Source organism: Streptomyces sp. NPDC001544 (genome assembly GCF_042894285.1).
GTDB lineage: Bacteria > Actinomycetota > Actinomycetes > Streptomycetales > Streptomycetaceae > Streptomyces.
Genome location: NZ_JBIAVN010000003.1, coordinates 516,202 through 541,210, shown reverse-complemented (window position 1 = coordinate 541,210; position 25,009 = coordinate 516,202). Strand labels below are relative to the sequence as shown.

21 protein-coding genes and 1 pseudogene are annotated in these 25,009 nt (G+C 68.4%); 5 read left to right on the top strand and 17 right to left on the bottom strand.

Annotated features, from left to right (window positions below):
• Positions 1-27: 27 nt before the first annotated feature.
• From ACFY0F_RS12455 to ACFY0F_RS12435, 5 genes are all read right to left on the bottom strand, one after another.
• The gene (locus tag ACFY0F_RS12455) at positions 28-444 is read right to left on the bottom strand and encodes a DUF6113 family protein (protein WP_388792267.1); all 417 of its coding nucleotides are present in this window, start codon (positions 442-444) and stop codon (positions 28-30) included.
• Positions 441-1,322, bottom strand: a complete 882-nt coding sequence (mshB, locus tag ACFY0F_RS12450; protein ID WP_388792266.1) for an N-acetyl-1-D-myo-inositol-2-amino-2-deoxy-alpha-D-glucopyranoside deacetylase — start codon at positions 1,320-1,322, stop codon at positions 441-443. Before mshB ends, ACFY0F_RS12455 begins: the two co-directional genes overlap by 4 nt.
• 53 nt (positions 1,323-1,375) lie before the next feature.
• Complete coding sequence (locus tag ACFY0F_RS12445) at positions 1,376-2,038, bottom strand: hypothetical protein (RefSeq protein ID WP_388792264.1); 663 nt, start codon at positions 2,036-2,038, stop codon at positions 1,376-1,378.
• A gap of 143 nt (positions 2,039-2,181) precedes the next feature.
• The gene (locus ACFY0F_RS12440) at positions 2,182-3,087 is read right to left on the bottom strand and encodes a helix-turn-helix domain-containing protein (RefSeq protein WP_388792262.1); all 906 of its coding nucleotides are present in this window, start codon (positions 3,085-3,087) and stop codon (positions 2,182-2,184) included.
• Positions 3,088-3,309: 222 nt separating this feature from the next.
• Entirely contained in the window at positions 3,310-3,777 is a 468-nt protein-coding gene (locus ACFY0F_RS12435) for an ATP-binding protein (protein ID WP_388792260.1), read from the bottom strand.
• A gap of 154 nt (positions 3,778-3,931) precedes the next feature.
• Between ACFY0F_RS12435 and ACFY0F_RS12430 the strand changes: the two genes are divergently transcribed.
• The gene (locus ACFY0F_RS12430; RefSeq protein ID WP_388792258.1) at positions 3,932-4,807 is read left to right on the top strand and encodes a helix-turn-helix domain-containing protein; all 876 of its coding nucleotides are present in this window, start codon (positions 3,932-3,934) and stop codon (positions 4,805-4,807) included.
• Positions 4,804-5,013, top strand: a complete 210-nt coding sequence (locus ACFY0F_RS12425) for a DUF397 domain-containing protein (RefSeq protein WP_388792256.1) — start codon at positions 4,804-4,806, stop codon at positions 5,011-5,013. Before ACFY0F_RS12430 ends, ACFY0F_RS12425 begins: the two co-directional genes overlap by 4 nt.
• A gap of 8 nt (positions 5,014-5,021) precedes the next feature.
• Here the strand turns inward: ACFY0F_RS12425 and ACFY0F_RS12420 are convergent, their stop codons facing one another.
• The 4 genes from ACFY0F_RS12420 to ACFY0F_RS12405 all read right to left on the bottom strand — a co-directional run bounded on the left by ACFY0F_RS12420 (position 5,022) and on the right by ACFY0F_RS12405 (position 12,137).
• Positions 5,022-6,605: an N-6 DNA methylase gene (locus ACFY0F_RS12420; protein WP_388792254.1), complete on the bottom strand. Its 1,584-nt coding sequence runs from the start codon at positions 6,603-6,605 to the stop codon at positions 5,022-5,024.
• Positions 6,602-8,170, bottom strand: coding sequence for a restriction endonuclease subunit S (locus ACFY0F_RS12415; RefSeq protein WP_388792253.1), 1,569 nt, complete (start codon positions 8,168-8,170; stop codon positions 6,602-6,604). Before ACFY0F_RS12415 ends, ACFY0F_RS12420 begins: the two co-directional genes overlap by 4 nt.
• A 32-nt stretch (positions 8,171-8,202) precedes the next feature.
• Complete coding sequence (locus tag ACFY0F_RS12410; RefSeq protein ID WP_388792251.1) at positions 8,203-11,787, bottom strand: DEAD/DEAH box helicase family protein; 3,585 nt, start codon at positions 11,785-11,787, stop codon at positions 8,203-8,205.
• 155 nt (positions 11,788-11,942) lie between these two features.
• Positions 11,943-12,137: a hypothetical protein gene (locus tag ACFY0F_RS12405; protein WP_190013027.1), complete on the bottom strand. Its 195-nt coding sequence runs from the start codon at positions 12,135-12,137 to the stop codon at positions 11,943-11,945.
• Positions 12,138-12,326: 189 nt separating this feature from the next.
• Here ACFY0F_RS12405 and ACFY0F_RS12400 point away from each other — a divergent pair, with 189 nt between their 5' ends.
• The gene (locus tag ACFY0F_RS12400; RefSeq protein ID WP_388792249.1) at positions 12,327-14,459 is read left to right on the top strand and encodes a prolyl oligopeptidase family serine peptidase; all 2,133 of its coding nucleotides are present in this window, start codon (positions 12,327-12,329) and stop codon (positions 14,457-14,459) included.
• Positions 14,460-14,569: 110 nt separating this feature from the next.
• Here ACFY0F_RS12400 and ACFY0F_RS12395 read toward each other — a convergent pair whose 3' ends face one another.
• The 5 genes from ACFY0F_RS12395 to ACFY0F_RS12375 all read right to left on the bottom strand — a co-directional run bounded on the left by ACFY0F_RS12395 (position 14,570) and on the right by ACFY0F_RS12375 (position 20,329).
• Positions 14,570-15,655: an ABC transporter ATP-binding protein gene (locus tag ACFY0F_RS12395; protein ID WP_388792247.1), complete on the bottom strand. Its 1,086-nt coding sequence runs from the start codon at positions 15,653-15,655 to the stop codon at positions 14,570-14,572.
• Positions 15,636-16,622 (bottom strand): ABC transporter ATP-binding protein, encoded by a 987-nt coding sequence (locus ACFY0F_RS12390; protein WP_388792245.1) that lies wholly within the window; start codon positions 16,620-16,622, stop codon positions 15,636-15,638. The genes ACFY0F_RS12395 and ACFY0F_RS12390 overlap by 20 nt, the downstream gene beginning before the upstream one ends.
• A gap of 181 nt (positions 16,623-16,803) precedes the next feature.
• Positions 16,804-17,784 carry an ABC transporter permease gene (locus ACFY0F_RS12385; RefSeq protein ID WP_388792243.1) on the bottom strand — a complete coding sequence of 327 codons (981 nt, stop codon included), beginning with the start codon at positions 17,782-17,784 and terminating at the stop codon, positions 16,804-16,806.
• Complete coding sequence (locus ACFY0F_RS12380; protein WP_388792241.1) at positions 17,777-18,700, bottom strand: ABC transporter permease; 924 nt, start codon at positions 18,698-18,700, stop codon at positions 17,777-17,779. The genes ACFY0F_RS12385 and ACFY0F_RS12380 overlap by 8 nt, the downstream gene beginning before the upstream one ends.
• 6 nt (positions 18,701-18,706) lie before the next feature.
• The gene (locus ACFY0F_RS12375; protein ID WP_388792239.1) at positions 18,707-20,329 is read right to left on the bottom strand and encodes an ABC transporter substrate-binding protein; all 1,623 of its coding nucleotides are present in this window, start codon (positions 20,327-20,329) and stop codon (positions 18,707-18,709) included.
• Between the two features lie 309 nt (positions 20,330-20,638).
• Between ACFY0F_RS12375 and ACFY0F_RS12370 the strand changes: the two are divergent.
• Positions 20,639-21,059: pseudogene (locus ACFY0F_RS12370) on the top strand (ATP-binding cassette domain-containing protein); the annotation flags it as partial.
• A gap of 253 nt (positions 21,060-21,312) precedes the next feature.
• Positions 21,313-22,221: an aldo/keto reductase gene (locus tag ACFY0F_RS12365; RefSeq protein ID WP_388792237.1), complete on the top strand. Its 909-nt coding sequence runs from the start codon at positions 21,313-21,315 to the stop codon at positions 22,219-22,221.
• 68 nt (positions 22,222-22,289) lie between these two features.
• On the opposite strand, the gene ACFY0F_RS12360 is transcribed toward ACFY0F_RS12365, so the two are convergent.
• The 3 genes from ACFY0F_RS12360 to ACFY0F_RS12350 all read right to left on the bottom strand — a co-directional run bounded on the left by ACFY0F_RS12360 (position 22,290) and on the right by ACFY0F_RS12350 (position 24,995).
• The gene (locus ACFY0F_RS12360) at positions 22,290-22,727 is read right to left on the bottom strand and encodes a VOC family protein (RefSeq protein ID WP_388792235.1); all 438 of its coding nucleotides are present in this window, start codon (positions 22,725-22,727) and stop codon (positions 22,290-22,292) included.
• Positions 22,728-22,810: 83 nt separating this feature from the next.
• The gene (locus ACFY0F_RS12355; protein ID WP_388792233.1) at positions 22,811-23,956 is read right to left on the bottom strand and encodes an ABC transporter ATP-binding protein; all 1,146 of its coding nucleotides are present in this window, start codon (positions 23,954-23,956) and stop codon (positions 22,811-22,813) included.
• The gene (locus ACFY0F_RS12350) at positions 23,949-24,995 is read right to left on the bottom strand and encodes an ABC transporter ATP-binding protein (protein ID WP_388792231.1); all 1,047 of its coding nucleotides are present in this window, start codon (positions 24,993-24,995) and stop codon (positions 23,949-23,951) included. Before ACFY0F_RS12350 ends, ACFY0F_RS12355 begins: the two co-directional genes overlap by 8 nt.
• Between the last annotated feature and the right edge of the window lie 14 nt (positions 24,996-25,009).

Genomic DNA, 25,009 nt, shown 5'->3' with positions numbered 1-25,009 from the left:
ACGCGCACCGCATCGCGAAGTGGTACGTCACTTGCCAAGTCGGGGCGCGTCGCCCCCAGGTTGCCGCCCCGGCGCAAGGGTGGCGCAGATCACAGCGAGGGCCATGCCGCCGAGCAGGAACAGGTAGGTGCCACCGCCCGCGCCGAACAGGAAGTCCCCTTCGGGACGGCTGGTGGTGAGGAAGATGACGGTGACGATCCAGCCGGCCACCGGCGCGACCGCGCCGGCGCGGCTGCCCAGGGCATACGCCCCGCCCAGGAACACTCCGGCCGCGCCGGCCAGGGCCAGCAGCAGTCCGCCCGGGAACCAGCCGGCCTGCACCAGGGCCCCGGCGAGGGCGACGACCGCACCGAGCACGAACAGCCCCAGCAGGGCGGCCACCCGCCCACCGGAGGGCCGCTGCAACGGCTGCGCGAGCATGGAGCCCCTTCCTCCCGAGCTCATGACGTCTCCTCCACCTCGGGGAGCAGATCGATCCCGGCGAACAGATCGGCCTCCTGCACGGCCGGTCGCTCCCCGCTCACCAATTCGTAGTACTCGGTGGTGAACAGGGGTTGCGCCAGCTCGTTGGAGAGCGCGAAGTACGGTGCGTCCGGGGCGACGTCGAGCTGGGTGGCGTGCGCGCGCATCGCGGCGGCCTTGGCGGCGGCGTACGCGGTGCCGTCGATCGCGGTGGTGATCCGGTCGTCGTCGACCACACCCGGTACGTCGGCGACGGCGGCGCTCTTTCCGAAGGGCAGGCCGGGCAGTTCGTCGCCGAGGCGGGCGAAGGCGGCCTCGGCGACGGAGCGCGGGACCCGGTTCCAGTAGACCTTGGGGATCCGCCAGCCCGCCTCGGCGGCCAGCTCCACGGCCCGCATGGCGACGCGGTGGGCCTGGATGTGGTCCGGGTGACCGTACCCGCCGTTCTCGTCGTAGGTCACCAGCACCTGGGGGCGGACCTCGAGCATCACCTCGACGAGATGTCCGGCGGCCTCGTCGACGTCGGCCTGCCAGAAGCAGCCGGGGTCCTCGTTGTCCGCGATGCCCATCATCCCGGAGTCCGAGTAACGCCCCGCGCCGCCGAGCAGCCGGAAGTCCGTGACCCCGAGTTCACCCATGGCGGCGGCCAGCTCGCGCAGGCGGTACTCCCCGAGGGCGGCGCCGGTCAAATGCCGCATCTCGGGCGGAATGACCTCACCGCGCTCACCGCGAGTGCAGGTGACCAGCGTCACCCGGGCACCCCGGGCCGCGTACTCGGCCATGGTCGCGCCGTTGTTGATCGACTCATCGTCCGGATGAGCATGCACCAGCAGCAGACGCCGGGCTGGCAGTTCCGTCATGGCCCCAGCCTACGAGTTCCTCGCCGGCCGGCCGCCGCGTCCCTGGCCGCTTCTCACTCTCCGCTGTCGAGCACATGGGCGATCGCCAGCGCGATCCGCTCGATCCAGTCGATGGCGTCCGTCACCTCAGCCTCGTCGATCGGACGTCGCTGCTGGAGGTCACCGTCGATCAGGTCGGCGTCGTGCGCGATTTTGTTGCGCCGCTGGGTGATCTCCAGGTAGCGGCCGCGGAGTTTCTTCTCGTTGAGTGTGGTGCGGCCCTGGAAAAACTCTTTGTTGACGCAGCCCGCCGCTTCGTACCAGACCTTCTTCTCCGTCACGAGCTTGAGCACTTCGGAGATCTTTCCGGGATGCTGGAGCGCCTGCCCGGAGAGCTTCTCCCGCAGGTGCGCGACCACGGCGTCCGGCAGGGTGACGTCACCGCGCCGCACGGCCTCGACCGTGTGCAACGGCAACTCGTAAACCCGGAGTTGGTACGGCATCTCGGGGCTGTCCCTGGCCGCCAGCTCGGCGACCCGGCGCAGCACTTCCTCGTGCAGCCAGTGGTCGATGGCCGCGACCGCCTGGACCCAGGCCGCCCGGTAGAAGTCGTCGATGTCGATCGTGGGAGACCGGAAGGGCGTCAGCATGGCACCCGCTTTGACCATGCGCCGGGCGTAGGAAAGATTCGTCATGAACGCCTCGAACTGCTGCGTCCGCGGTCTGGAAATGGCCATGCGCTCCCCCGAGAAAAGTACCCGCGACGATCTCTACGAGAACGATTCCCGAGACGCAGGGGGGCCAGTCAAGCCACGCGGTGACGCTTCCGATCAAGGTGACCGAAAGCGGCCCGTCCGTATCCGGAAGACGCCCTTCGACGTCAGGATTCCTGGGCGTCGCGGCGGCAGTCACGGCAGCGGCCGGGTTCGGGGGCACGGAAGGCCCGCTCACAGCCGTCGCACGTCTGGAGCGGGTGTCGTACGGACGCTGGAGCGGCCGGCTCCCGGAACGGGGGCGCTGGCGGCAGCTGCTCGACGAGGCGGTGGGCCAGCAGGGCGGCAGGCCGGTGCGGCCCCTCGGGCGGCAGGTCGGCGGTCAGCGCCCGTCGTACCGCGGTGGGGCTGACGTCACGCTCCAGCCAAGCGGCGACACCGGGGGCCAGGTGGGCCGCGTCGCGGGCGGAGAGAAACAGCCGGGAGTCGTGGCGCCGCAGGTCGGCGAGGAGATCAGTGGCCGCCTGGAGGAGGGACGAGGCTGTGCAGGCAGGCTGCGGCACTGCGGGGAGGGGCTTGCGGGTGCGGGCGGGTGCGTGCCTGGTGGGCGGTGCCGCCGTTCGAGTGGCGGCCCGGTCAGGGTAACCCGGCTTGTCGGCGTGACGCCGGGCCGCCGGCTGGTTGCGGGAGGCGGTGGGCTGGTTGCAGGAGACCGTGCGGGTGACGATCCGGCCGTCGGGGACGCGGTGGCGTTCGCGGCGCAGGTAGCCGTGGGCTTCCAGTTCACGCAGCGCGGCGGCGATCCGCGTCGTTCCCTCGGGGAAGCGGGCGGCGAGGCTCTTGATGTCCACGCGGGCCCCCTTCGGCAGCGACTGGATGTGGCAGCCCAGGCCGATCGCGAGGAGGGAGAGGTCGGGATGCTGGACCAGGTGGTTGCCGATCACCGTGAAGCGGGTGGTGTGGCGGGTGTGCTCGTGAAGGAGCCCGCCGGTGTGGTGGCCCCGGTTCGGGTGCTTGTTGCCCGCAGCGCGGGACTGAGCGTGCGGGGGCACGCTAGGGTTCTGGATACCCATCGGGAAGCTCTTACCTTCCTCGGTGGTCAGGCCCTCGCATTGGGATTGCCGTCCCGGCGGGGGCCGTCGCATGTCTACGGTTGTGTTGGGCTGAGCGTAGGGGCGTCGGGGGCTCCGGAATCCAGTTGAGCCGGAGATGTTCACCCGCTTGGGTGAGCGCGGGCCGCGGGCGGGAGGGGTGGGGTTTGGTGGGGGTTCTTTCCCTCCACGGTTCTTTGCTTCTCAGTCGCCGATTCCACCGAAGCCCGTCGGTGCGAGCTCCGGCGGAGGAAGCTGCAGTTCGGCCCAGACGGACTTGCGTGGGAACCGGTCCTGGGTGACGCCCCAGCGATCGGCGAGGGCGTCCACGAGGAGCAGGCCACGTCCGGACTCGGCGTGTGCCTGTGGATCCTGAAGCTTGGGCAGACAGTCACCGCGCGTGTCCGTGACCTCGATACGCAGGATGCGGCCGACCACGTGGAGCGAGAGGCGGAAACTGCGACCGGGCACGCGGCCGTGGGTGGCGGCGTTGGCCGCGAGTTCGGCAACGATGTGCGTCGCGGGGTCCTGCTGGAGCTCCCTGGCGCGGAGCTGGTCGGCGGCGAACAACCGGGCGAGCCGCGCTCCGCGCGGGGTGCAGGACAGCAGGACGGTGAAGCTGGGGGCAGCGCTGTCGAGTTGGGTCGTGGTCTCGACGATTTCCTGATTCACGTCACTCAGAGTGGCTGGTGAGGCTTACCGTGATGAGTGACTACGCAGTTGCGTACGGTGACTGTCCGGTGGTTGTCCGGTGGCGTCCGGACTGTCGGCAGCGGGCGTACGGGTAGGGCGTGCGAGCACCAGGCGATACGGCGGAGGGGCGCGGATGTCGGTGGACGGCGAGGCGGTACGGCTCAGGACCGAGGCGGACGAGCCGGGCTGGGAGGTCGACCCGGACGACGACTGGGGCGTGGCCGTGATCGCCACGGTGGGGCGGCAGTTGAAGCTGCGGCGGGAGGCGGTGGGGATGCGGGCCGGCGAGTTCGGCAAGGCCGTCGGCTACGGGGAGGACCTGGTCTACAAAATCGAGGGCGGCAAGAGGATCCCCCGGCCCGAGTATCTGGACAAGGCCGACAAGGTGTTGGGGGCTGGTGGGCTGCTCTCTGCGATGAAGGAGGACGTGAAGAAGGTCCGCTACCCCAAGACGGTTCGGGACCTTGCGCGAATGGAGGCTAAAGCGGCCGAGCTGACTGCTTACGGGACCCACAATCTTCACGGCTTGTTGCAGACGGCGGAGTACATGCGTGCATTGTTCGGGATGCGACGGCCTGCTCACCCGCAGGACGAGGTGGAGCGGCTGGTCGGTGCACGTATGGCCCGGAAATCGATCTTCGAGCGTGAACCTGCTCCCGACCTGTGCTTCGTCCAGGAAGAGGCGACGCTCAGGCGTCCACTCGGAGGCAAAATGGTGTTGCGTCGCCAGTTGGAACATCTTCTGGAACTCGGTCAGATGAGGAACGTGGAGATCCAGGTGATGCCGATCGACCGCGCGGTCCATGCCGGCATGGGAGGAGAGATCCAAGTCCTGAAGTTCGCTGATGGCACGGCAGTCGGCCGCGCCGAAGGAGACTTCGGCAGTCGGCCGGTCTCCGAGTTGAAGCATCTTCGGATCATGGAACTGCGGTGTGGCATCATCCGGGCTCAGGCTCTCTCGCCAGAGGAGTCGCTGGCCTTCATCGAGCAACTGCTGGGGGAGACATGATCCGGAAGACCTGCGCGGAGGACGGCCCGGGGCTTCGGTGGTTCAAAAGCAGCTACAGCGACAGCAGTAACAGCAACGAATGCGTTGAGGTCGCAACGACCACCGGCATCGTCCACGTACGCGACTCCAAGCACACCGCTGGCCCAAGCCTCCGGCTCTCGCCGGAAGCTTGGGCAGACTTCGTGCCGTACGCGTCCGAGGGCTGACCGGCTCGTTACTCGACCTCAGCCTCCGGTACATCTACCTCGCCGCCCAGGGAGCGGGCGATGGCCGTGAACTCGTTCAGGGCGGACTGGAGGTCGCGGACGATCTCCTCGGCGATCACCTCGGGCGGCAGACCGCTGTCGGCGTCTTCGAGGGCCGGATCCTTCATCCAGGTGATGTCGAGGTTGACCTTGTCGCGGGCGATGAGCTCCTCGTAGCTGAACTTCTTGAACGGCCCGTTCTCGTCCTCGGACTCGACGCGGGACGACAGGGGATCGCCCGGACGGTAGGCCTTCACGAAGTCGTCCAGGTGGGCGCGGGTGAGCGGACGCTGCTTCAGCGTGAAGTGCTGGCCGGTACGGAAGTCGTAGACCCAGGTCTCCGTGGTCTGCGGCTTGCCGTCGGCGCGCGGGGAGTTCTTCTCGAAGAAGAGGACGTTCGCCTTGACCCCGCCCGCGTAGAAGATGCCGGTGGGCAGCCGCAGGATGGTGTGCAGGTTGCACTCGCTCAGCAGTTTGCGGCGGACCTTCTCACCGGCCCCGCCCTCGAAGAGGACGTTGTCCGGCAGGACGACGGCGGCACGCCCTCCGACAGCCGTGAGCGACATGATGTGCTGCAGGAAGTTGAGCTGCTTGTTGGTCGTGGTCGCGGTGAAGTCGTCGCGGTCGTACTGGATGTCCTCCTTCTCGACCTCGCCGTCCTGACCGATCACGCTGATCGCGGACTTGCGGCCGAAGGGAGGGTTGGCGAGAACCAGAGTGGCGTGCTTGCCGCTGGGCTTGTCGGCGAGGGCGTCGCCGACGTCGATGAGGCTGGGGCCGTCGCTCTTGCCGATGCCGTGAAGGAGCATGTTCATCGCGGCGAGGCGTGCGGTGCCGGTGACGAGTTCGTTGCCCCAGATCTTGCGTCCGCTGTCGTAGGCCATGCGCTCGTCCAGCGACATGGTCTTCATGTGGTGCTCGCGGATGTAGGCGTGCGCCGCGATGAGGAAGCCGCCCGTACCGCAGGCCGGGTCGGTGATGGTGTCGTCCGGGCCTGGCCGCATGACCTCGACCATGGCGTCGATGAGCGGGCGGGGCGTGAAGTACTGGCCGGCGCCGGTCTTGGTGTCCGAGGCGCCCTTGGCGAGCAGACCTTCGTAAGCGTCACCCTTCAGGTCCGTCCCGGTGACTGTCCACTCCTCCCGGCCGATCAGCTCGACGACGAGCTTTTCGAGGAGGGCAGGCTTGGTGATCCGGTTCTGAGCGTCGGCGAAGATCGTGCCGATCGTGGTCTCGGGCTCGCGTCCGAGATGCTCCAAAACCTCGCGGTAGTGCTTTTCCAACTCGGGGCCGCGCTTGCCCACAAGTGACTGCCAGTTGTACTTGGCAGGGACGATCGCACTCATGTCGTGCCCGTCCCAGGGGTCGTTCTCAATCTCGTCGACCATCTTAAGGAAGAGCAGATAGGAGAGCTGCTCGACGTACTCGATGGTGGACATGCCGTTGTCGCGGAGGACGTTGCAGTAGTTCCAGAGCTTGGAGACCAGGGTGTTGGTCTGCGCGGCGACCTTGGCCTTCTCGGCGGGCTGCTGTGCGTCTGCGGGGGCGGTCACAGGTCGAACTCCTGCTGTACGGCGAGGGCGGGGGCGGGGGTCGGCTCGGGGGCGGGGCTGCTTGCCTCGGCGGCTCGCGGGGCGGGGGCCTTGGTTAGCTTCCTTGCCGTAGTTTTACCGGGACGCTTGGCCTTTGACTGCACCTCTTGCTCACCAGCAATTCGCGTCAGGGATACCGAAGGTGATTCGTCGTTCGGATCCTGCGGCACCAAGGCTCCTCTGAACGCCTTGCCCAGCAACGCACGATGCAGCGCATCTGCGCGGCGACGAACTGTGGAGCTGACCGGCCTCAGGCGCTCAATGCCATCCAAGAGCGTCTGCCCCCGCGCCGTGATCTCCTGCTGTACGGATACAGGCGGAACCGGGATAGGCAAGTCACGACACGTAGAGAGCGCGACATTGAACTGACCTGCTGTCGCCTTCGCCGTCGCTTGGAGCAGGCTCAAGATCATGGGCGACCTGAGCACCAATGCCAACCAGTCGGGAGTGACTGAGTCGCCACCCCGGAAGGCGACAATCGCCTGATTGATATTCCACTCAGGGTGCGATGACGGAATTAGCGCTGTCTTTCCTAGCGGCGGCCCAACAATGTTCGTCACTACGTCACCCGGCCTCACGCGGGAGCGCTTCAGCAACCCCTCATGGGTCTCAACGTCAACGAAGGTGGGATTAACGGAGAAATCGATGCCTCCCGCCTTCATGATGTTGTAAACCTTGAGGAAGGGAACCGCGCCCCGACCGGAGTGCATCAGATGCGGCTTAGGTGTCGACCCGCAAAAAATACTGACACACACTTCCTCGGCCCTGCACCACTGCCACCCCGAAGGCAACTGCGGAAGGGCTTCATAGCGGAACCGCTTCGTCTTGGATGACCCGAGGCGTGTCAACAGGTCCGCAGACAGCGTCCCCCGCGTCCTCCAACCTTCACCAAGGACCAGGTCGTCCATACAGCGGGCGATAAGTGCCTCAATCCTGGCATCGACCAGCATAAACTGGGCCTTCGCCTCTTCCAGCCGCGAAAGCTGCTCCTCGAGAGCCTCAACGATGCGGTGCTGCTCCGCGAGCGGCGGCAGCGGAAGCGGGATGTTCTCGACACTCCGAGAAGACAAGTGCTTCACGGTGACCGATGAAGTAGCAGCAGCAATAGCATCCAAGTAACCTTGCAAGCAAAGCACCAAGAAACGCTCGTCATAGAATTTATGATTCCGCACAGAGATCTTGCAAACACGCTGATTCAGCAAGGCTTGGGGCCCGCGCCATGCAGCGACTCGAAAATCTCCGTCCATCCCAACTAGAATGTCACCCGAATTAATAAGATAAGCAGGATCAAATTCCCCCACATACCATGTTTGGGGAATCTGACGCCCCACGTCCCGAATTCTTACTAGAGGGGTTCCCTTGCCTTCGATGTTGAACTGATCAGACTTGAACGGAAATCCATTGAGAACTTCGGCAACGGCTTTCAACGGAACACGCTCCCATGAGGGGTGCCGTCCAAGCAGCCCCGGCGAGCCCGATGCTTCCGCAGCAGCAACCAATTCCGCTGGTGTTACAGTCAGCGCCACCTGGCCCCTCTCCGTGCATCCAGGAAGCTCATTTAAGCCAGTTCCTGATTCAGCTCATCCAACAGTTCCAGCGCCCTGTCCTTGTCCCCGAACGCCCGCATGAAGCCTCGGCCTCCGCCGCGCTCGGAGAAAGGTGCGTGCCCGAAGTCTCCCGGCTCGATGCCGATGTCGGTGGCGATGGCGTTCCTTATCCGCTCCAGCCACCACAGCTGGTCGTCCGTGAACTCCACGCCCGCCTGCCGCTGCCGCAGCAGCCAGCCCTCGAAGCGCTCCTCGACCACCGTACGGTACGGGCGAAGCTCGTCGTCCGCACCGAGCTCGTAGCGGATGAGCCGTACGAGGTCGCCCAGGCCGGCTTCCTTGCCGGGGCTCGCCGCCGCCCTGCCGAGCTGCTCGTAGTGGTCCCAGAGGACCGTCGTCGTCCAGGCACGGTTGGTCGCCCGCACCTTGGTCGCGAGCTCCCTCAGTGCCGCCCGTGCCTCGCGCGGAGCGACACGCGCCCCGCTGCCCAGAGCGACCCGGATCGCCGCGTTCTCGTCACGCTGCTCCTTGGTGAGCAGGGCGTTCCACTCGGCCAGTTCCTTGCGCGCACGCTCCTCACGGGGTATTTCGCGCAGCTCGGTGACCAGCACCTCGGTCGTCTCGTCGTAGGTCAGGTCCTGCTGGTGCCGGATCTCGAGGATCAGCTTGCGCAGCTCCGGGTTGGAGGTGAGGGGCGCCACAGCATCATGGACCCGCTTGCGGGCCAGCTCGGGCCCGCCCTCATGACGAGCCTCGTCCTGCGTGTCGACATCCACCGCGTCCGTGATACGGCGGGCCAGGTCGGCCAGGGTGACGCCTCCGGACGTCTGGGCGATCAGGCCCCGCTCCTCGTCGCCGAGCTGGCGGTCGATGCGGGCCAGGCGGCGCGCCAGGACCTCCGCCTCATCCGCCGTGAGCGACCGCGTGCCCGCTTTGTCGAGCAGCTTCGCCAGCGGGACGCTCCGCTGCTCCCCGGCAGGGATCAGTGGCCGGGCGTCCACCAGCGGGGAATCGGTGACGCCGACCGCGTCGATGAGGACGAAGTGGTCCTTCTTCAGGTCAGAGGCCGCGTCTGGAGTCACCTTCTTCAAATCGTCCGGGTCAATGGAGCGGGCCCCACGCCCCTTCATCTGCTCAAAGAGCACCGGGCTCTTCACCGACCGCAGAAAGATCACGCACTCCAGCGGCTTCACGTCCGTGCCGGTGGCGATCATGTCGACGGTGACCGCGACCCGCAGCCTCGGCGAGTTACGCAGGTCGTTGATGAGCGATTCGGGGTCGTCGCCGTTCTCCCGCGACCTATAGGTGATCTTCTTCGCGAACTCCTCGCCCCGGCCGAAGACCTCCTTCACCTGCTTGACCACCTCGTCGGCGTGGTCGTCCTTGGGGCCCGCGAAGATCAGGGTCTTGGGGAGGTCGGCCCGGCCGGGAAACCACCGCTGCCAGTGGTTCTTGTACGTCGTCAGCACGGCCCGGATTTCGTCCTCAGTGATCACCGTACGGCCGAGGTGTGCGGTGGTGTAGGTGAAGTCCTCGTCCAGCTCCTCGTAACGCTGGGCGCGCGTCTGCCGGTCGCGGATGCGGACCGTCGTACCCGCCTCGATCTTCGCCCCGCCGTTCTCACGCAGGTCGGTGTTGAGGCGCACGATGTCGAAGTCGACGTTGACTCCGTCGGCGACAGCCTGTTCGTAGGTGTACTTCGAGACCTCGTTGTGGTCGAAGAAGCCCTTGGCCTGGCGGGTGGGCGTGGCGGTGAGGCCTACGAGGTGGGCGTCGAAGTACTCCAGGACGCCGCGCCACAGTCCGTAGATCGATCGGTGGCACTCGTCCACAATGATCACGTCGAACGACTCGATCGGTACGTCCGGGTTGTAATCGACGCTGATCGGCTCGTCCGTCGCGTAGCTCTCGTCCAGCGGCGAGGCGTTCTCGTCCTCGCAGTCCTCGACCTCCGGCTCGTCCGGCAGCGGCTCGCCCTTGAGAAGTGCGTACATCCGCTGGATCGTCGAGATCACGACCGAGGAGGTCTCCTGGAGCCCGCCGCGGCCCAGCATGTCCACGTTGTAGAGATCGGTCAGTTTCCGGTTCTCGTCCGGCGTCCGGTACTTGTCGAACGCCGCACGGGCCTGGCGGCCGAGGTTGTTGCGGTCGACGAGGAAGAGAACGCGGCGGGCACCCGCGTGGCGGAGCAGCCGATAGGTCTCCGTGACGGCCGTGAAGGTCTTGCCGGCGCCCGTGGCCATCTGGATCAGGGCGCGCGGCTTGTCGGCGGCCAGGGAGTCCTCCAGGCCCGTGATCGCCTCCACCTGGGCCATGCGCAGGCCGTGCGTCTCCAGCAGCGGCATGCTCGTGCGCAACGCCGCCCGGAACGTTGGGGCGTCCGGGTGCTCGTCGGCGTAGCGCATCCACGCTGCGAGTGTCCCGGGGCGGTGGAAGGTGAAAACCTCGCGCGAGCGGGCCTCGGGGTCGATCCGGTTGAGGAAGTACGTCTCCGTGCCGGTCGTGGCGTAGCGGAACGCGAAGGGTTCCTCGCGGCGCCACACGGCCATGGCGTGTTCCTTGAGCACCCCTGCCGCGTACCGCTCGTTCTGGGTCAGGGCACCGGCCAGCGATGCGCCCTCGCGCTTGGCCTCGATGACGCCGACGATCTTTCCGTCCACGTAGAGGACGTAGTCGGCACGGCCGGTCGCCACGGTGAACTCGCGGATGGCGACACCCCTGCCGCGCTCGTCCAGCGGGTTCGCATCCGCCTTGTCCTGGATCACCCAGCCGGCCTTGGCGAGCATCGCGTCAATCTTCGCCCGCGCCTGCACCTCGTTGAGGGGCGCCGGGCGCTGGGCGCGCTCCACGATGGCGTCGCGCGCGGCGGAGGCGACCTTGCGGGGTCGCAGCCGCTCGCGGTCGTACTGCTGCTGGTGCGCGGCCCGCAGTTCGGTGACCTGTGCCCGCAGTTCCTCGATCTGCGCCGTGTACGTGGCCTTGGCCTGCTCAGCGTTGGCGATGAGTGCCTCGGCCTCGGCGCGGGCCCGCCGCTCGGCCTCCAGCCGGTCGCTGGTCTCCGACAGCTTGACGCGGGACTCGGCCAACGTGCGCCGGTGCCCGTCCAGCGCCTCCCGTAGCTGCGCGATCTCCTCGGGGTCGGTCAGCGTCGCCTCAGTGGGCAGTGTGGGCGGTACGAACGCCGTTACCGCGCGCGTGCCCCCCATGGCCCGGTCGAAGAGGTCACCGAGCTGCCAGCAGAGCTTCAGGGCCTCAAGGGCCTTCGTCGTGTCGAAGAGGTGGTTGTGCGCGGCGTCGTTGCGGCCCCGGCGCAGCTTGTGGAAAGCGTCACGGCTCCAGCCGACGAGAACACCGGCCCGTGTGAGAGCGTTGATGCGGTCGACCTGGTTGGTGCCCTCGACACGGGTACCCGTACGGGTGACGAACTCCTCGGCCAGCACCTCACCGAACTGCCCGGCGCTCACGTAGGCGGCGTTCGGGTTGGTCAGCACGGTGAGTTCTGCCTGCGACCCGTAGATCGCGAGGAGCGGCTGGTAGCCGTAGAGACGTCCGAAGTTGGGCGATGCCTTGGCCAGCTCCCGGAGCCGTCTGTCCACGTCCCGACCGTCCACGCGCCGCCCCCCTGAGCCTCACTGGTCCTAGAACCGTAAAGCTTACGGAGCCGGGCACCAGAAAGCACCAGAACGCGACAGCCGAAGGACCGGGCTCGGTCGCAGGGCCCTGCCGGCTGCCCCGTCTCAGCGCAGCCTCATCAGAACTTGATGCTGCCGATCATGCTCGCCACGTTGGTCGTCAGCTCGTTGATCGTCGGAGCGACCGTCGAGGAGGCGAGGTAGAAGCCGAGGAGGATGCAGACGACCGCATGGCCGCCCTTCAGCCCTGATTTCTTGACCAGCAGGAAGACGATGATCGCCAGCAGCACCACCGCCGAAATCGAGAGTGCCACGGCGGCTCACCTCCAAAGATCCCAGGGATGTGGGGGGTCGGACTATGGGGGGTGTAGATCGATCCAGCAAATCCATACAGTAGCCAGCAGGTTCATACCCACATAGCGGTAGTGATCATAACTATCGGTGCTCGAGCATCGCTGGGCGCACGGCCGCACAAGGGGGCGCATGGCCAATATGGTCAGGGCATGACGACCGAGCCTGTCTCCTTTCCCCGACGGCACGCCCGCACCCAGCGGTTCACCCTCGGCGCGCCGCGCTCGTTCACCGTGGCGCCCGACGGTTCGCGTGTCGCGTTCCTGCGCTCGCCCTCCGGTACGGACCGGGCCAACTCCCTCTGGGTCCTGGACCTGGCGGACGGCGGCGAGCGCGTGGCGGCCGACCCCCGCACCCTGCTCGAAGGCGCTTCCGAACAGCTCTCGCCCGAGGAGCGGGCGCGCCGTGAGCGCAGCCGTGAGGGGGGTGCCGGAATCGTCGGCTACGCCACCGACGCGGCCCTGGAACTGGCGTCTTTCGCCTTGTCAGGGCGGCTTTTCACAGCCGAGCTGAGGGCGGGCACCGCACGCGAATTCCCCGTCCCCGGACCGGTGATCGACCCGCGCCCGGCGCCCGACGGACGGCACGTGGCGTACGTCGCCCAGGGCGCCCTGCGGGTCGTGGGCGCCGAGGGCGAGGGCGACCGGGCGTTGGCGGAGCCGGAGTCGGAGGGCGTCACCTATGGGCTGGCCGAGTTCATCGCGGCCGAGGAGATGGCTCGTTCGCGTGGGTTCTGGTGGTCCCCGGCGTCGGATCGGCTGCTCGTGGCGCGCGTGGACGACACGCCGGTGCGGCGGTGGTGGATCGCCGATCCCGCCCACCCGGAGCGTGAGCCGAACTCTGTCGCGTACCCGGCCGCGGGGACGGAAAACGCGGACGTGCGCCTGTTCGTGGTCGGGCTCGACGGCGGGCGCACGGAGGTCGTCTGGGACCGGGCGCGCTACCCCTATCTGGCGCGTGTGCACTGGTCAGACGCGGGGGCACCGCTGCTTCTGGTGCAGGCGCGGGACCAGCGCAGCCAGCTGTTCCTCGCGGTGGACCCGGAGTCGGGGGCGACTCGGATGGTCCATGCCGATGAAGATCCAACATGGCTTGATCTTTTCCCCGGTGTGCCCTGCTGGAGTCCCTCGGGACAGCTCGTCCGGATCGCGGACGAGGGCGGGGCGCGGGTGCTGTCGGTGGGCGGACGCCCGTTGACCGGGCCGCAGTTGCACATCCGTGCGGTGCTGGACGTGACCGCCGACGACGTGCTGGTCTCGGCCTCGGCGGGTGAGGAGGCCGAGGCGCCGGAGATCGGTGAGGTGCACGTCTACCGGGTCAATGAGCTCGGTGTGGAGCGCGTGTCCCAGGGGCCCGGCGTGCACTCGGCGGTGCGCGCCGGGGGCGTGACCGTGCTGGCCTCCGCCACGCTTGACCGCCCGGGCGCTTCCGTCCAGGTAATGCGTGACGGAAAACAGGCGGCGACTGTCACGTCGTACGCAGAAGATCCCGGTTTGTCCCCGCGCGTGACACTCACCCAGGGGGGCGCACGCCGAATTCCATGCGCCGTGCTTATGCCACGGGACTACCACGGGGACACTCCCCTGCCGGTCCTCATGGACCCCTACGGCGGCCCGCACGGCCAGCGTGTCGTCGCCGCGCACAATCCGCATCTGACCTCGCAGTGGTTCGCCGACCAGGGCTTCGCCGTGGTCGTCGCCGACGGCCGCGGCACACCCGGCCGCTGCCCCGCCTGGGAGAAGGCGGTCCGGGACGATCTCGCCGAGGTGGTCCTGCAGGACCAGGTGGACGTGCTGCAGGCACTTGCCTCCGACTTCCCGCTCGACCTGACCAGGGTGGGCATCCGCGGCTGGTCCTTCGGCGGCTACCTCGCGGCCCTCGCCGTGCTGCGCCGCCCCGACGTCTTCCACGCCGCCGTGGTGGGCGCTCCCGTCACCGACCTCCGCCTGTACGACACCCACTACCAGGAGCGGTACCTCGGGCACCCGGGCGAGCGGCCGGAGGTCTACCGCCGCAACTCGCTGGTCGACGACGCGGGGCTGGTCGACGCGGCCGAGCCGCACCGCCCGATGATGATCATCCATGGTCTCGCCGACGACAACGTGGTGGTCGCCCACTCCCTGCGCCTGTCCTCGGCGTTGCTGGCCGCCGGACGTCCGCACGAGGTGCTGCCGCTGTCCGGCGTCACGCACATGACGCCGCAGGAGACCGTCGCCGAGAACCTGCTGCGGCTCCAGCTGGACTTCCTGCGGCGGTCCCTGGCATTGCCGGGCAAAACCGCATGAACCGCGTTAACACGCAGGCAACTTCGCGGAAGCGGTACCGATATACGGACGCGCGAGGCTGAACAGCGTACGGCCGTGCGGGTGCCGTGAACGGGCCGGGGTGCGCCATGTCACCCCGGCCCGTTGCCCTGCTCCTCCAGCGGCGCGCCCCGCCCCGGCGCCGAGCACGCGTCCGACACGTCCTCCGCGAAGTGGCACGCCGAGTCGTGCGCGGCCGGACCGGTCGTGTGCCGGAACTCCTCCGGGACCGCGAGCGCCGGCACCTCCAGCGCGCAGCGCTCCCGCGCCTTCCAGCAGCGCGTGCGGAAGCGGCAGCCGGAGGGGATGTCCGTGGGCGACGGAACGTCACCCGAGAGGATGATCCGCGCGCGGTGTTCGCGGGCGTCCGGGTCGGGGACGGGCACGGCGGACAGCAGGGCCTGGGTGTAGGGGTGCGTGGGATGGTCGTAGATCTCCGTCTCCGTGCCGGTCTCCACGATCCGCCCGAGGTACATGACCCCGACCCGGTCGGAGATGTGCCGCACGATCGACAGGTCGTGCGCGATGAAGACGTAGGAGAGCTCGAACTCCGTCTGGAGCCGGTCCAGCAGGTTGATCACCTGGGCCTGGACCGAGACGTCCAGCGCCGAGACCGGTTCGTCGGCGACGATGATCTCCGGCCGGAGCGCCAATCCCCTCGCGATGCCGATGCGTTGGCGCTGGCCGCCGGAGAACTGGTGCGGGTAGCGGTTGATGTACTCCGGGTCGAGGCCGACCACGTCCAGCAGTTCCCGGACCCTGCGGCGCCGGTCGCCCTTGGGGGCCGCCTCGGGGTGGATCTCGTACGGTTCCCCGACGATGTCGCCCACCGTCATACGGGGGTTGAGGGAGGTGTAGGGGTCCTGGAAGACCATCTGGATGTTGCGCCGCACGGCCTTCAGGGCCCGGCCGGACAGCCGGGTGATCTCCTCGCCCTTGAAGCGGATGGAACCCGCCGTGGGCCGCTCCAGGCTGCACAGCAGTCTGGCGAGCGTGGACTTGCCGCAGCCGGACTCGCCGACGACGCCCAGGGTCTCGCCCCTGCCCAGGCGGAAGTCGACGCCGTCGACGGCCTTCACCGCGCCGATCTGCTTCCTGAACAGGACGCCCCGGGTCAGCGGGTAGTGCTTGACGAGCCCGGTGACCTCCAGGATCGGCTCAGTCGTCGAGGCTGCCATGCAGGCACTCCCTCCAGAAGTGGCAGGCGCTCCCCCGGTCCGCGTCGACCTCGTACAGCGGCGGTTCCTCGGTGCGGCACACGTCCCGGGCCATCGGGCAGCGGGGATGGAAGGCGCAGCCCGGCGGGATGTGCATGAGGTTGGGCGGCAGGCCCTTGATGGCGTAGAGCTCCCGGCCCTTCTGGTCCAGGCGCGGGATGGAGTCCAGCAGGCCGCGCGTGTAGGGGTGGGCGGGTGCCTTGTACAGGTCGTGCACGGGGGCCGACTCCACGATCCGCCCCGCGTACATCACCGCGATCCGGTCCGCCACGTCGGCGACGACCCCGAGGTCATGGGTGATCAGGATGAGCCCCATGCGGTACTCGCGCTGCAACTCCGCGAGCAGGTCCATCACCTGGGCCTGGACGGTGACGTCGAGGGCGGTGGTGGGCTCGTCGGCGATGATGAGCGCCGGCTCCAGCGCCATCGCCATGGCGATCATGATGCGCTGGCGCATGCCGCCGGAGAACTGGTGCGGGTAGTCGCGCACCCGCTGGGCGGCGGCCGGGATCCGCACCCGCTCCATCAGCTCGACGGCCCTGGCCCGCGCGTCCTTCCTCGACATGCCCCGGTGGACCACGAACATCTCGCCGAGCTGGTCGCCCACGGAGAGGACGGGGTTGAGCGCGGACAGCGCGTCCTGGAAGATCATGGCCATTCCGGCGCCGCGGACCTTCCTGCGCTCCTCCTCCTTCAGCTTCAGCAGGTCCTGGCCCCGGAAGAGGATCTCCCCGCCGGTGATCCGCCCCGGCGGCACGTCGAGGATGCCCATGACCGCCTGCGCGGTGACGGACTTGCCCGAGCCGGACTCCCCGAGCACCGCCAGCGTCTCCCCGGCGTCCACCCCGTAGCTCACCCCGTTCACGGCCCGGGCGACCCCGTCCCGGGTCCGGAACTCCACGTGCAGATCCCGCACTTCCAGCAGCACGGCGGCTCACCTCCGCTTCGGACGGCCGAGGACGACGCACGCCACCTCGGCGCTCGTGACGAAGGCCGGCACCAGGACCGCCGACGCACGGCCGGGTCGCGGCCGGGGCCGTGCCCGGCTCAGCCCGCCCGGGGTCCCGGAACCCGCACCTGTGTCCCGCAGTCGAAGCAGCACCGCGCCGTCACCTCAGCCTCGGGTCGAGGGCGTCGCGTACCGCGTCGCCGAGCATGATGAACGCCAGCACGGTGACCGCGAGCGCCCCGGAGGGCCACAGCAGGGCGTGCGGGGCGTTGCGGACGTACGGGGAGGCGGCGGAGATGTCGATGCCCCAGGAGACGCTGGGCGGCTTCAGGCCGACGCCCAGATACGACAGGGTCGCCTCGAGCGCGATGTAGGTGCCGAGCGCGATGGTCGCCACGACGATCACCGGGGCGACCGCGTTGGGCGCGATGTGCCGGAGCAGGATGCGGGGGCCGGAGGCGCCGAGGGCGCGGGCGGCCTGGACGTAGTCGTTCTGCCGGGCGGTGATGACGGAGCCGCGGGCGATGCGGGAGATCTGCGGCCAGCCGAGCAGCACCATGAACCCGACGACGGGCCAGACCGTATTGCTGGTCACCACGGAGAGGAGGACGAGACCGCCGAGCACGACCGGGATCGCGAAGAAGATGTCGGTGAGGCGGGACAGGAGCGAGTCCCACGCCCCGCCGAAGAACCCCGCGAGCCCGCCCAGCACGGACCCGAGGAGGGCCACCCCCAGCGTGGCGCAGACGCCGACCGTGACGGACGTACGGGCGCCGTAGACGGTCCGTGTGTAGACGTTGCAGCCCTGGCCGTCGTACCCGAAGGGAGCGCCCGGCTGGGAGCCTTCCTGGGCCTTGGCGAGGTCGCACTGCAGCGGGCTGCCGGAGGCGATGAGCGAGGGCCACAGGGAGATGACGACGAGGAAGAGGATGACGAGCCCGGAGACGAGGAAGACGGGGTTGCGGCGCAGGTCCCACCAGGCGTCGGACCAGAGGGACCTCGGTCTGCCCGCCGGGCCGGTCCCCTGCGGGCCTCCCGGGGTCCGCTCCAGCGTCGCCGCCTCGCTCGTCGCCAGGTCCATGGCGCCGCCCATGCCGGTGCCCGCGATGGCGCCCTCGGGCTCGTACGGCTGCTCAGGCATAGCGGATCCTCGGGTCGAGTACGGCGTACAGGAGGTCGACGAGCAGGTTGGCGACCAGGAAGACCAGCACCAGCACGGTCACGAAGCCGACGACCGTCTGGGTGTTCTGGCGCAGGATGCCCTGGTAGAGCTGGTAGCCGACGCCGTGGATGTTGAAGATCCGCTCGGTGACGATCGCGCCGCCCATCAGGGCGCCGATGTCGGTGCCGATGAAGGTGACCACGGGGATGAGCGAGTTGCGCAGCAGGTGCCGGGTGGTGACGCGGTGTCTGGGCAGGCCCTTGGCGATCGCCGTGCGGACGTAGTCGGAGCGCTTGTTCTCCGCGATGGAGGTGCGGGTCAGCCGGGTGACGTAGGCGAGCGAGACGGAGGCCAGGACCACACCGGGTACGAGCAGCTCGGTGAAGGTGGCCTCCGGCGGGACCGACGGCTTGATCCAGCCCCACTTGACGCCGAGCAGGAGCTGCAGCAGCAGGCCGGTGACGAAGACGGGGACGGAGATGACCACCAGGGTGCCCACCAGTACGCCGGTGTCGACGGGCCGGCCGCGGCGCAGTCCGGTGACCACGCCCAGGGTGATGCCGATGACGACCTCGAGGACGACCGCCACGATGGTCAGCCGGATGGTGACGGGGAACGCGGTGGACATCAGCTCGATGACCGGCTGGCCGTTGAACGCCGTCCCGAAGTCGCCGGTGAAGACGTTCCCCATGTAGGTCAGGTACTGCTGCCAGACGGGCTGGTCGAGGCCGAACTCCTGCCTCAGCCGGGCGGCCGTCGCCGGGTCGCACTGCCGTTCGCCGCACAGGCCCGCGATGGGGTCGCCCATCACGTTCACCATCAGGAAGATCAGCAGGGTGGCCCCGACGAACACCGGGACCATCTGGAGCAGCCGCCTGACGACGTAGCGCCCCATGGCGGCTCAGCCGACCTTGATCTCGTTGTACACGGGGACGCTGAACGGGTTGAGGGCCACGTGGGACAGCCGCTCGGAGTAGCCGGCGCTGCCGTTCTGGTACCAGAGGGGGATGGCCGCCATGTTGTCCCGTACGACCTCCTCGGCCTGCTGGAAGGTCCGCACCGCCTTGGCGGTGTCGGTCTGGGCGTTGGCCTGGTCGACGAGTCGGTCGAAATCCTTGTTCGACCACTTGCCGTCGTTGGAGGAGGCGCCGGTGTAGTAGAGCGGCTGGAGGAAGTTCTGGATGAGCGGGTAGTCCATCTGCCAGCCGGCGCGGAAGGGCCCCGACATCTTGTGCTGGGTGATCTGGTTGCGGAAGTCGGCGAAGGTGCCGACCGGGTTGCCGACGCAGGCCTTGTCGTTGCCGAGCGCGTTGTTGATGGAGTTGCACACCGCGTCCACCCACATCCTGTGCGAGCCGGTGTCGGCGTTGTAGGTGATCCTGACCTGTCCGCCGGGGAGCCCGCCGCCCTCCTTCACCAGCTTCTTGGCCTCGGCGGGGTTGTAGTCGCAGGCGTCCCCGCACAGCCCGGCCTGGAAGCCGCCGTCCGCGCCGAGGACGGGCGAGGTCCAGTCGGTGGCCGGGGTGCGGGTCTTCTGGAAGATCGTGTCGGTGATCTGTCTGCGGTTGATCGCCATGGACAGGCCCTTGCGGACCTTCTCCGAGCCGCTCCTGTCCCAGTCCTTGTCGTAGTAGGGGAAGGCGAGGGTCTGGATGATGCCGGCGGGGGTGCTGATGTAGCGGCCGCCGAGGTCGTTCCTGACGTTCTTCAGCTGGTAGGCGGGTACGTCGTCGACCAGGTCGAGGTTGCCGGACAGCAGGTCGGTGTAGGCGGTGTCGCTGTCCGTGTAGACCCTGAGGTCCACGCCGTCGTTCCGTGCCTTGTCCGGGCCGGGGTAGCCGCCCCACTTCCGCAGGGACATCTGCGCCCCTCTGGTGTACGAGTCGACGGCGTACGGTCCGTTGCCCACCGGTTTGGCCAGCCAGGCCGTGTGGTCGGAGAAGAACGCCCGGGGCAGCGGCGCGAACGCCGGGTAGCCCAGGGTGTCGGGGAAGCCGGAGAACTTCTGGGCGAGCTTGACGGTGAACGTCCGGCCGTCGACGACCTTCAGGCCGGAGAGCGTGTCGGCGCTCTGTGAGCCGCTGTCCGGGTGGACCTTGTCGTAGCCCTGGATGTAGCCGAAGAAGTAGGCGTTCCGCTGGTTGTTCCTGAGGCTCGCACCGTAGTTCCAGGCGTCGACGAAGGACTTGGCGGTCACCTTCTCCCCGTTGGAGAAGGTCCAGCCGTCCTTGACGGTGATCGTGAAGTTCTGCGAGTCCGAGGTGTCGATCCGCTCGGCGAGCATGTCCTGGGCCGCGCCGGTCTTCGGGTCGTACTTCTTCAGGCCCCGGAAGATCATGTCGAGGACCTTGCCGCCCTGCACCTCGTTGGTGTTGGCCGGCTCCAGGGGATTCTGCGGGTCGCCCCAGGAGGAACTGAGCACCGCGCCGTCGCCACTGCCGCCGGCACTGCCCCCGCAGCCCGTCGCGGCGAGCGCCACCACCGCCGCGCAGGCGGCCCGCAGGGCGTGCGTCGTTCCACGCATGCAGTGCCTCCTCGAGAATGCGCATCCCTGCGCTATGGCGCCAGCGTCTGACCTCCGATACCTCATGGACAATATCGCCACAAATAACGCATAATGCACAGCCGGGCGGTCCGTACGCGAGAGAGTGCACCCGAACGAGGGGTGACGCGCCGACGGCAGCCGGGAGGGACGTCGACACTCCGGTCCCGAGATCGCCCCGGTGACCGGATCCGCTCCCTGGCCGCCGTCGGCGCTCCAGGCCCGCTTCACCGGTCTGGACAGGCCACACCGGCTGCAGGCGCCGTTGACGCACACAGACCACCGCTGATAGGCAGGACGACGCCGGCGAGTTCCCTGCTCGGGCTGGTAGCGCCGACGCAGGGAAGCATCAGCTTCCAGGGGAAGCCCCTGACGTACGCCTCGCGAGCCCTGAAGGCCTACCGCAAGCGGGTGCAACTGGTGCTGCAGGATCCGAGCGGCTCACTGAATCCGCGGCACACGGTGTACGACGCGGTGGCCGAGGGGCTGCGGATCCACGGCTGGGCCGGGGACGAACGTGGCACAGGCTCTGTCCCGCTGCGGCCTGCGTCCACCAGAGCGCTTCTTCCCGCGTTATCCGTACGAGCTGTCCGGGGGACAACGCCAGCGGGTGGTGATCGCCGGCGCTCTGGTACTGGAGCCCGAACTCCTCGTCGAGGACGAGCCGGTGGCCTCGCTCGACGCCTCGGTACGCGGTGAGGCACTACCGCTGGGATACACGCCCTCGAAGCCCCCGTATCCGATGACCTGCTGGTGGACGCCCTGCCCTGCTAGAATGCTGGTCAGCACACAAGCCTTCTCGGTGCGGATTCAGATCCGCCGGGGAGGCTTTTTTCATGCCCGGAGGCCCGCCTGCCTCGATGCTGGTGGACCCGCTTCGAGGTTCTCGCTCTGCCGAGCGACCTGAACGCGCCGCGCCTCACCCATCGGTTCTTTGTTCCTAACCGCAAGAGGAGATCCATGTCATGAGTCCAGGGACGAACACCGTGCCTGCCACGGGTACGTGGCAACTTGGTGACCAGACCGTCAACCGGGTCGGGTTCGGCGCGATGCGCCTGACGGGTACCGCCCCCTTCGACCGCGGCGTGCCGCTTGACCGCGATCGGGCGATCGGCGTGCTCCGGCGGGCGATCGAGCTCGGCGTGAACCACATGGACACCGCCGCGTTCTACTTCTCGGCGACGCGTTCCGCCAACGAGTTGATCAACCGGGCGCTGGCGCCATACCCGGAGGACCTGGTCATCACCACCAAGGTCTGGCCGGGCCGCGATACCTCGGGCGCCTGGTGGTGGGCCGCGCCAGCGCAGTTGCGCGGCCAGGTCGAGGAGAACCTGCGCCAACTCGGTCGCGACCACCTGGACGTGGTGAACCTGCGCGTGCCTCCGAGCCGGCGGACCGGCTCGATCGGCGAGCACTTCGGCGCGTTGGCCGAACTGCGCGATGCCGGGCTTATCCGCCACCTCGGCGTCTCGAACGTCACGTCTGAGCAACTGGCCGAGGCCCGGGCCATCGCCCCGGTCGTCTGCGTGCAGAACCCCTACGGGATCGGTGCGTCAAGCGAGGACCGGGCACTCCTGCGGCTCTGCGGTGAACTCGGCCTTGCCTTCGTCCCGTTCTTCGCGATCGCTGGCCCCGGGCGCGAGGCGGGTCCAGCTGCCAGTGACCACGAGGCGGTGTGCGCCGTCGCCCGTGCGCACGGTGTGTCCGTCGCGCAGGTCCGGCTGGCCTGGACCTTGCAGCAGGGTCCGCACGTGCTGGCTATCCCGGGGACCGGTGATCCGGACCACCTCGCGCAGAACGTGGCGGCTGGCGCGCTGCGGCTTTCGGAAGACGAGATGGCACGCCTTACCTCGCTGCGGTCGGCCGGAGCCTAGCGGCGCCGCTGCGGGGCCGGAATCCATTCCGCCGGCCACCGCTCGCACTGAAAGGGTCCGCCAGCGCCCTACTGGCGGACCCTCTGAGTAACGGCGGGCGGAGGCGGGTCGGTGGGCGCGGGCGGGTCGCCGGCCACCAGTTCGGCCTCGAATCCGTCCGTGTTCGCCAGATAGGCCGCGTAGTGCCGGGGGCCGCCGGCATGTGGATACCGCTCGGCGAAGAGCGGCGCCCATCCGTGGGCGGGCGCCTCGGCCGCCAGCGCGTCGACGTCCTGACGACTACCGGCGTTGAATGCGAGGTGGTTGAGTCCCGGGCGCGTCCGGTCGTGGTGGGTGCCGCTCATCCCCGGTGACTGCTCGACGACCAGGTACGCCGACCCCTGACGCCAGCTGCGACCGTGCTGCCATTCCTGGTACGGGTGGTAACCGAGCCGGGCAAGGAGCCAGCCCCATTCGCGCTCCGCGCGCGCGAGGTCGGGGACCCACAGCTCGACGTGGTGAATCATCTCGCTCCCGTGCTCGTCAAAAGGGGCGCCCCGGCGAGTGGCAGTACTCGCCGGGGCGCCCCGCGTTCATCGGCCGATCGGTGTCACGCCGCGCCCACGACGTCCTTCTCCTCGGCGAAGTGGCACGCCGACTCGTGGGCCGCCGGCGTGTCCACGCCCGCGAACGGCTCGGGGATCGCCAGCAGCGGGACCTCCTCGGCGCACTTGTCCTGCGCCTTCCAGCAGCGGGTGCGGAAGCGGCAGCCCGAGGGCGGGTTGGCCGGGGACGGCACGTCGCCGGTGAGGATGATCCGCTCGCGGTGCTCACGGGCCTCCGGGTCCGGCACCGGGACCGCCGACAGCAGCGCCTGGGTGTAGGGGTGCGTCGGGTGCTCGTAGATCTGCTCGTCGGTGCCGATCTCGGCCATCTTGCCGAGGTACATCACGCCCACCCGGTCCGAGATGTGCCGGACGATCGACAGGTCGTGCGCGATGAAGATGTAGGACAGGTTGAACTCGTCCTGCAGTCGCTCCATCAGGTTGATGACCTGCGCCTGGACCGACACGTCCAGCGCGGACACGGGCTCGTCGCAGATGATGACCTCGGGGTTGAGCGCGAGGCCGCGGGCGATGCCGATGCGCTGGCGCTGACCGCCGGAGAACTGGTGCGGGTAGCGGTTGATGTACTCCGGGTTGAGACCGACGACGTCCAGCAGCTCCTGCACCTTGCGGCGCCGGTCGCCCTTCGGAGCCACCTCGGGGTGGATGTCGAAGGGCTCACCGATGATGTCGCCCACCGTCATCCGGGGGTTGAGCGAGGTGTACGGGTCCTGGAACACCATCTGGATGTTGCGCCGCACGGCCTTCAGGGCACGCCCGGACAGCTTGGTGATGTCCTGGCCCTTGTAGAAGATCTCGCCGGACGTTGCCCGCTCCAGGTTCATCAGGAGCTTGGCCACCGTCGACTTGCCGCAGCCCGACTCACCCACGATGCCCAGGGTCTCGCCCTGGTGCAGGTCGAAGGAGACGCCGTCGACGGCGCGGACGGCGCCGATCTGACGCTTGAACAGGATGCCCTGGGACAGCGGGAAGTGCTTGACCAGGTTGCGTACCTGGAGGATAGGTTCGCCCTGCGCGACGGGCGCCTCGACAGCGGCCACCGCCTCTTCCTCGGTGGTGGCGTCCACGACCTCGACGTCGGAGACGTTGGGCGTGGCGTCGGCCCCGTCGTCCTTCCTGAGCTCAGCCACGGATCGTCTCCTTCCAGAAGTGGCACGCGGAAGCGCGGCCCACAAGTTCCGTACCGTCCTCCTCCGTCACCGGAACGAGCGCCGGAACGTCGGTGCGGCAAATGTCCTGCGCCCTGTTGCAGCGGGGGTTGAAGGCACAACCCGCGGGGATCTGCTGCAGGTTGGGCGGCAGTCCCTTGATCGCGTAGAGCTCCTGCCCCTTCTGGTCCAGGCGCGGGATCGAGTCCAGCAGGCCCCGGGTGTAGGGGTGGGCGGGCCGCTTGTACAGCTCGTGCACCGGCGCGGTCTCGACGATCCGGCCGGCGTACATGACGGCGATCTTGTCCGCCACGTCGGCGACCACACCGAGGTCGTGGGTGATCAGGATCAGTCCCATGTTGTACTCGCGCTGCAGTTCGGCGAGCAGGTCCATGACCTGGGCCTGGACGGTCACGTCGAGGGCCGTGGTGGGCTCGTCGGCGATGATCAGGTCAGGCTCGAGGGCCAGGGCCATGGCGATCATGATGCGCTGGCGCATACCGCCGGAGAACTGGTGCGGGTAGTCGCCGACGCGGTCACGCGCGGCGGGGATGCGCACCCGGTCCATCAGCTCGATGGCCTTGGCCTTGGCGTCCTTCTTGGACATGCCCTGGTGCACCCGGAACATCTCGCCGAGCTGGTACCCCACCGAGAGCACGGGGTTGAGCGAGGACAGGGCGTCCTGGAAGATCATCGCCATCTTGGCGCCACGCAGTCTGCGCCGCTCGTTCTCCGGCAGGGCGAGGATGTCCTGGCCCTGAAAGAAGATCTGGCCCTTGCTGATCCGTCCGGGCGGGCTGTCCAGGATGCCCATGATCGCCTGCGCGGTGACGGACTTGCCGGAGCCCGACTCCCCGAGCACGGCGAGCGTCTCACCGGCGTTGACGCTGTAGTTGACGCCGTTGACGGCCTTGGTCACGGCGTCCCGGACCTTGAACTCCACGTGCAGGTCGCGGACTTCGAGCAGCGGCGCGGTTCCGTCCGGCCCGGTGTTCGCGGGCGCCATCTCCAGGCTGGTCATGCCATCACCTTCGT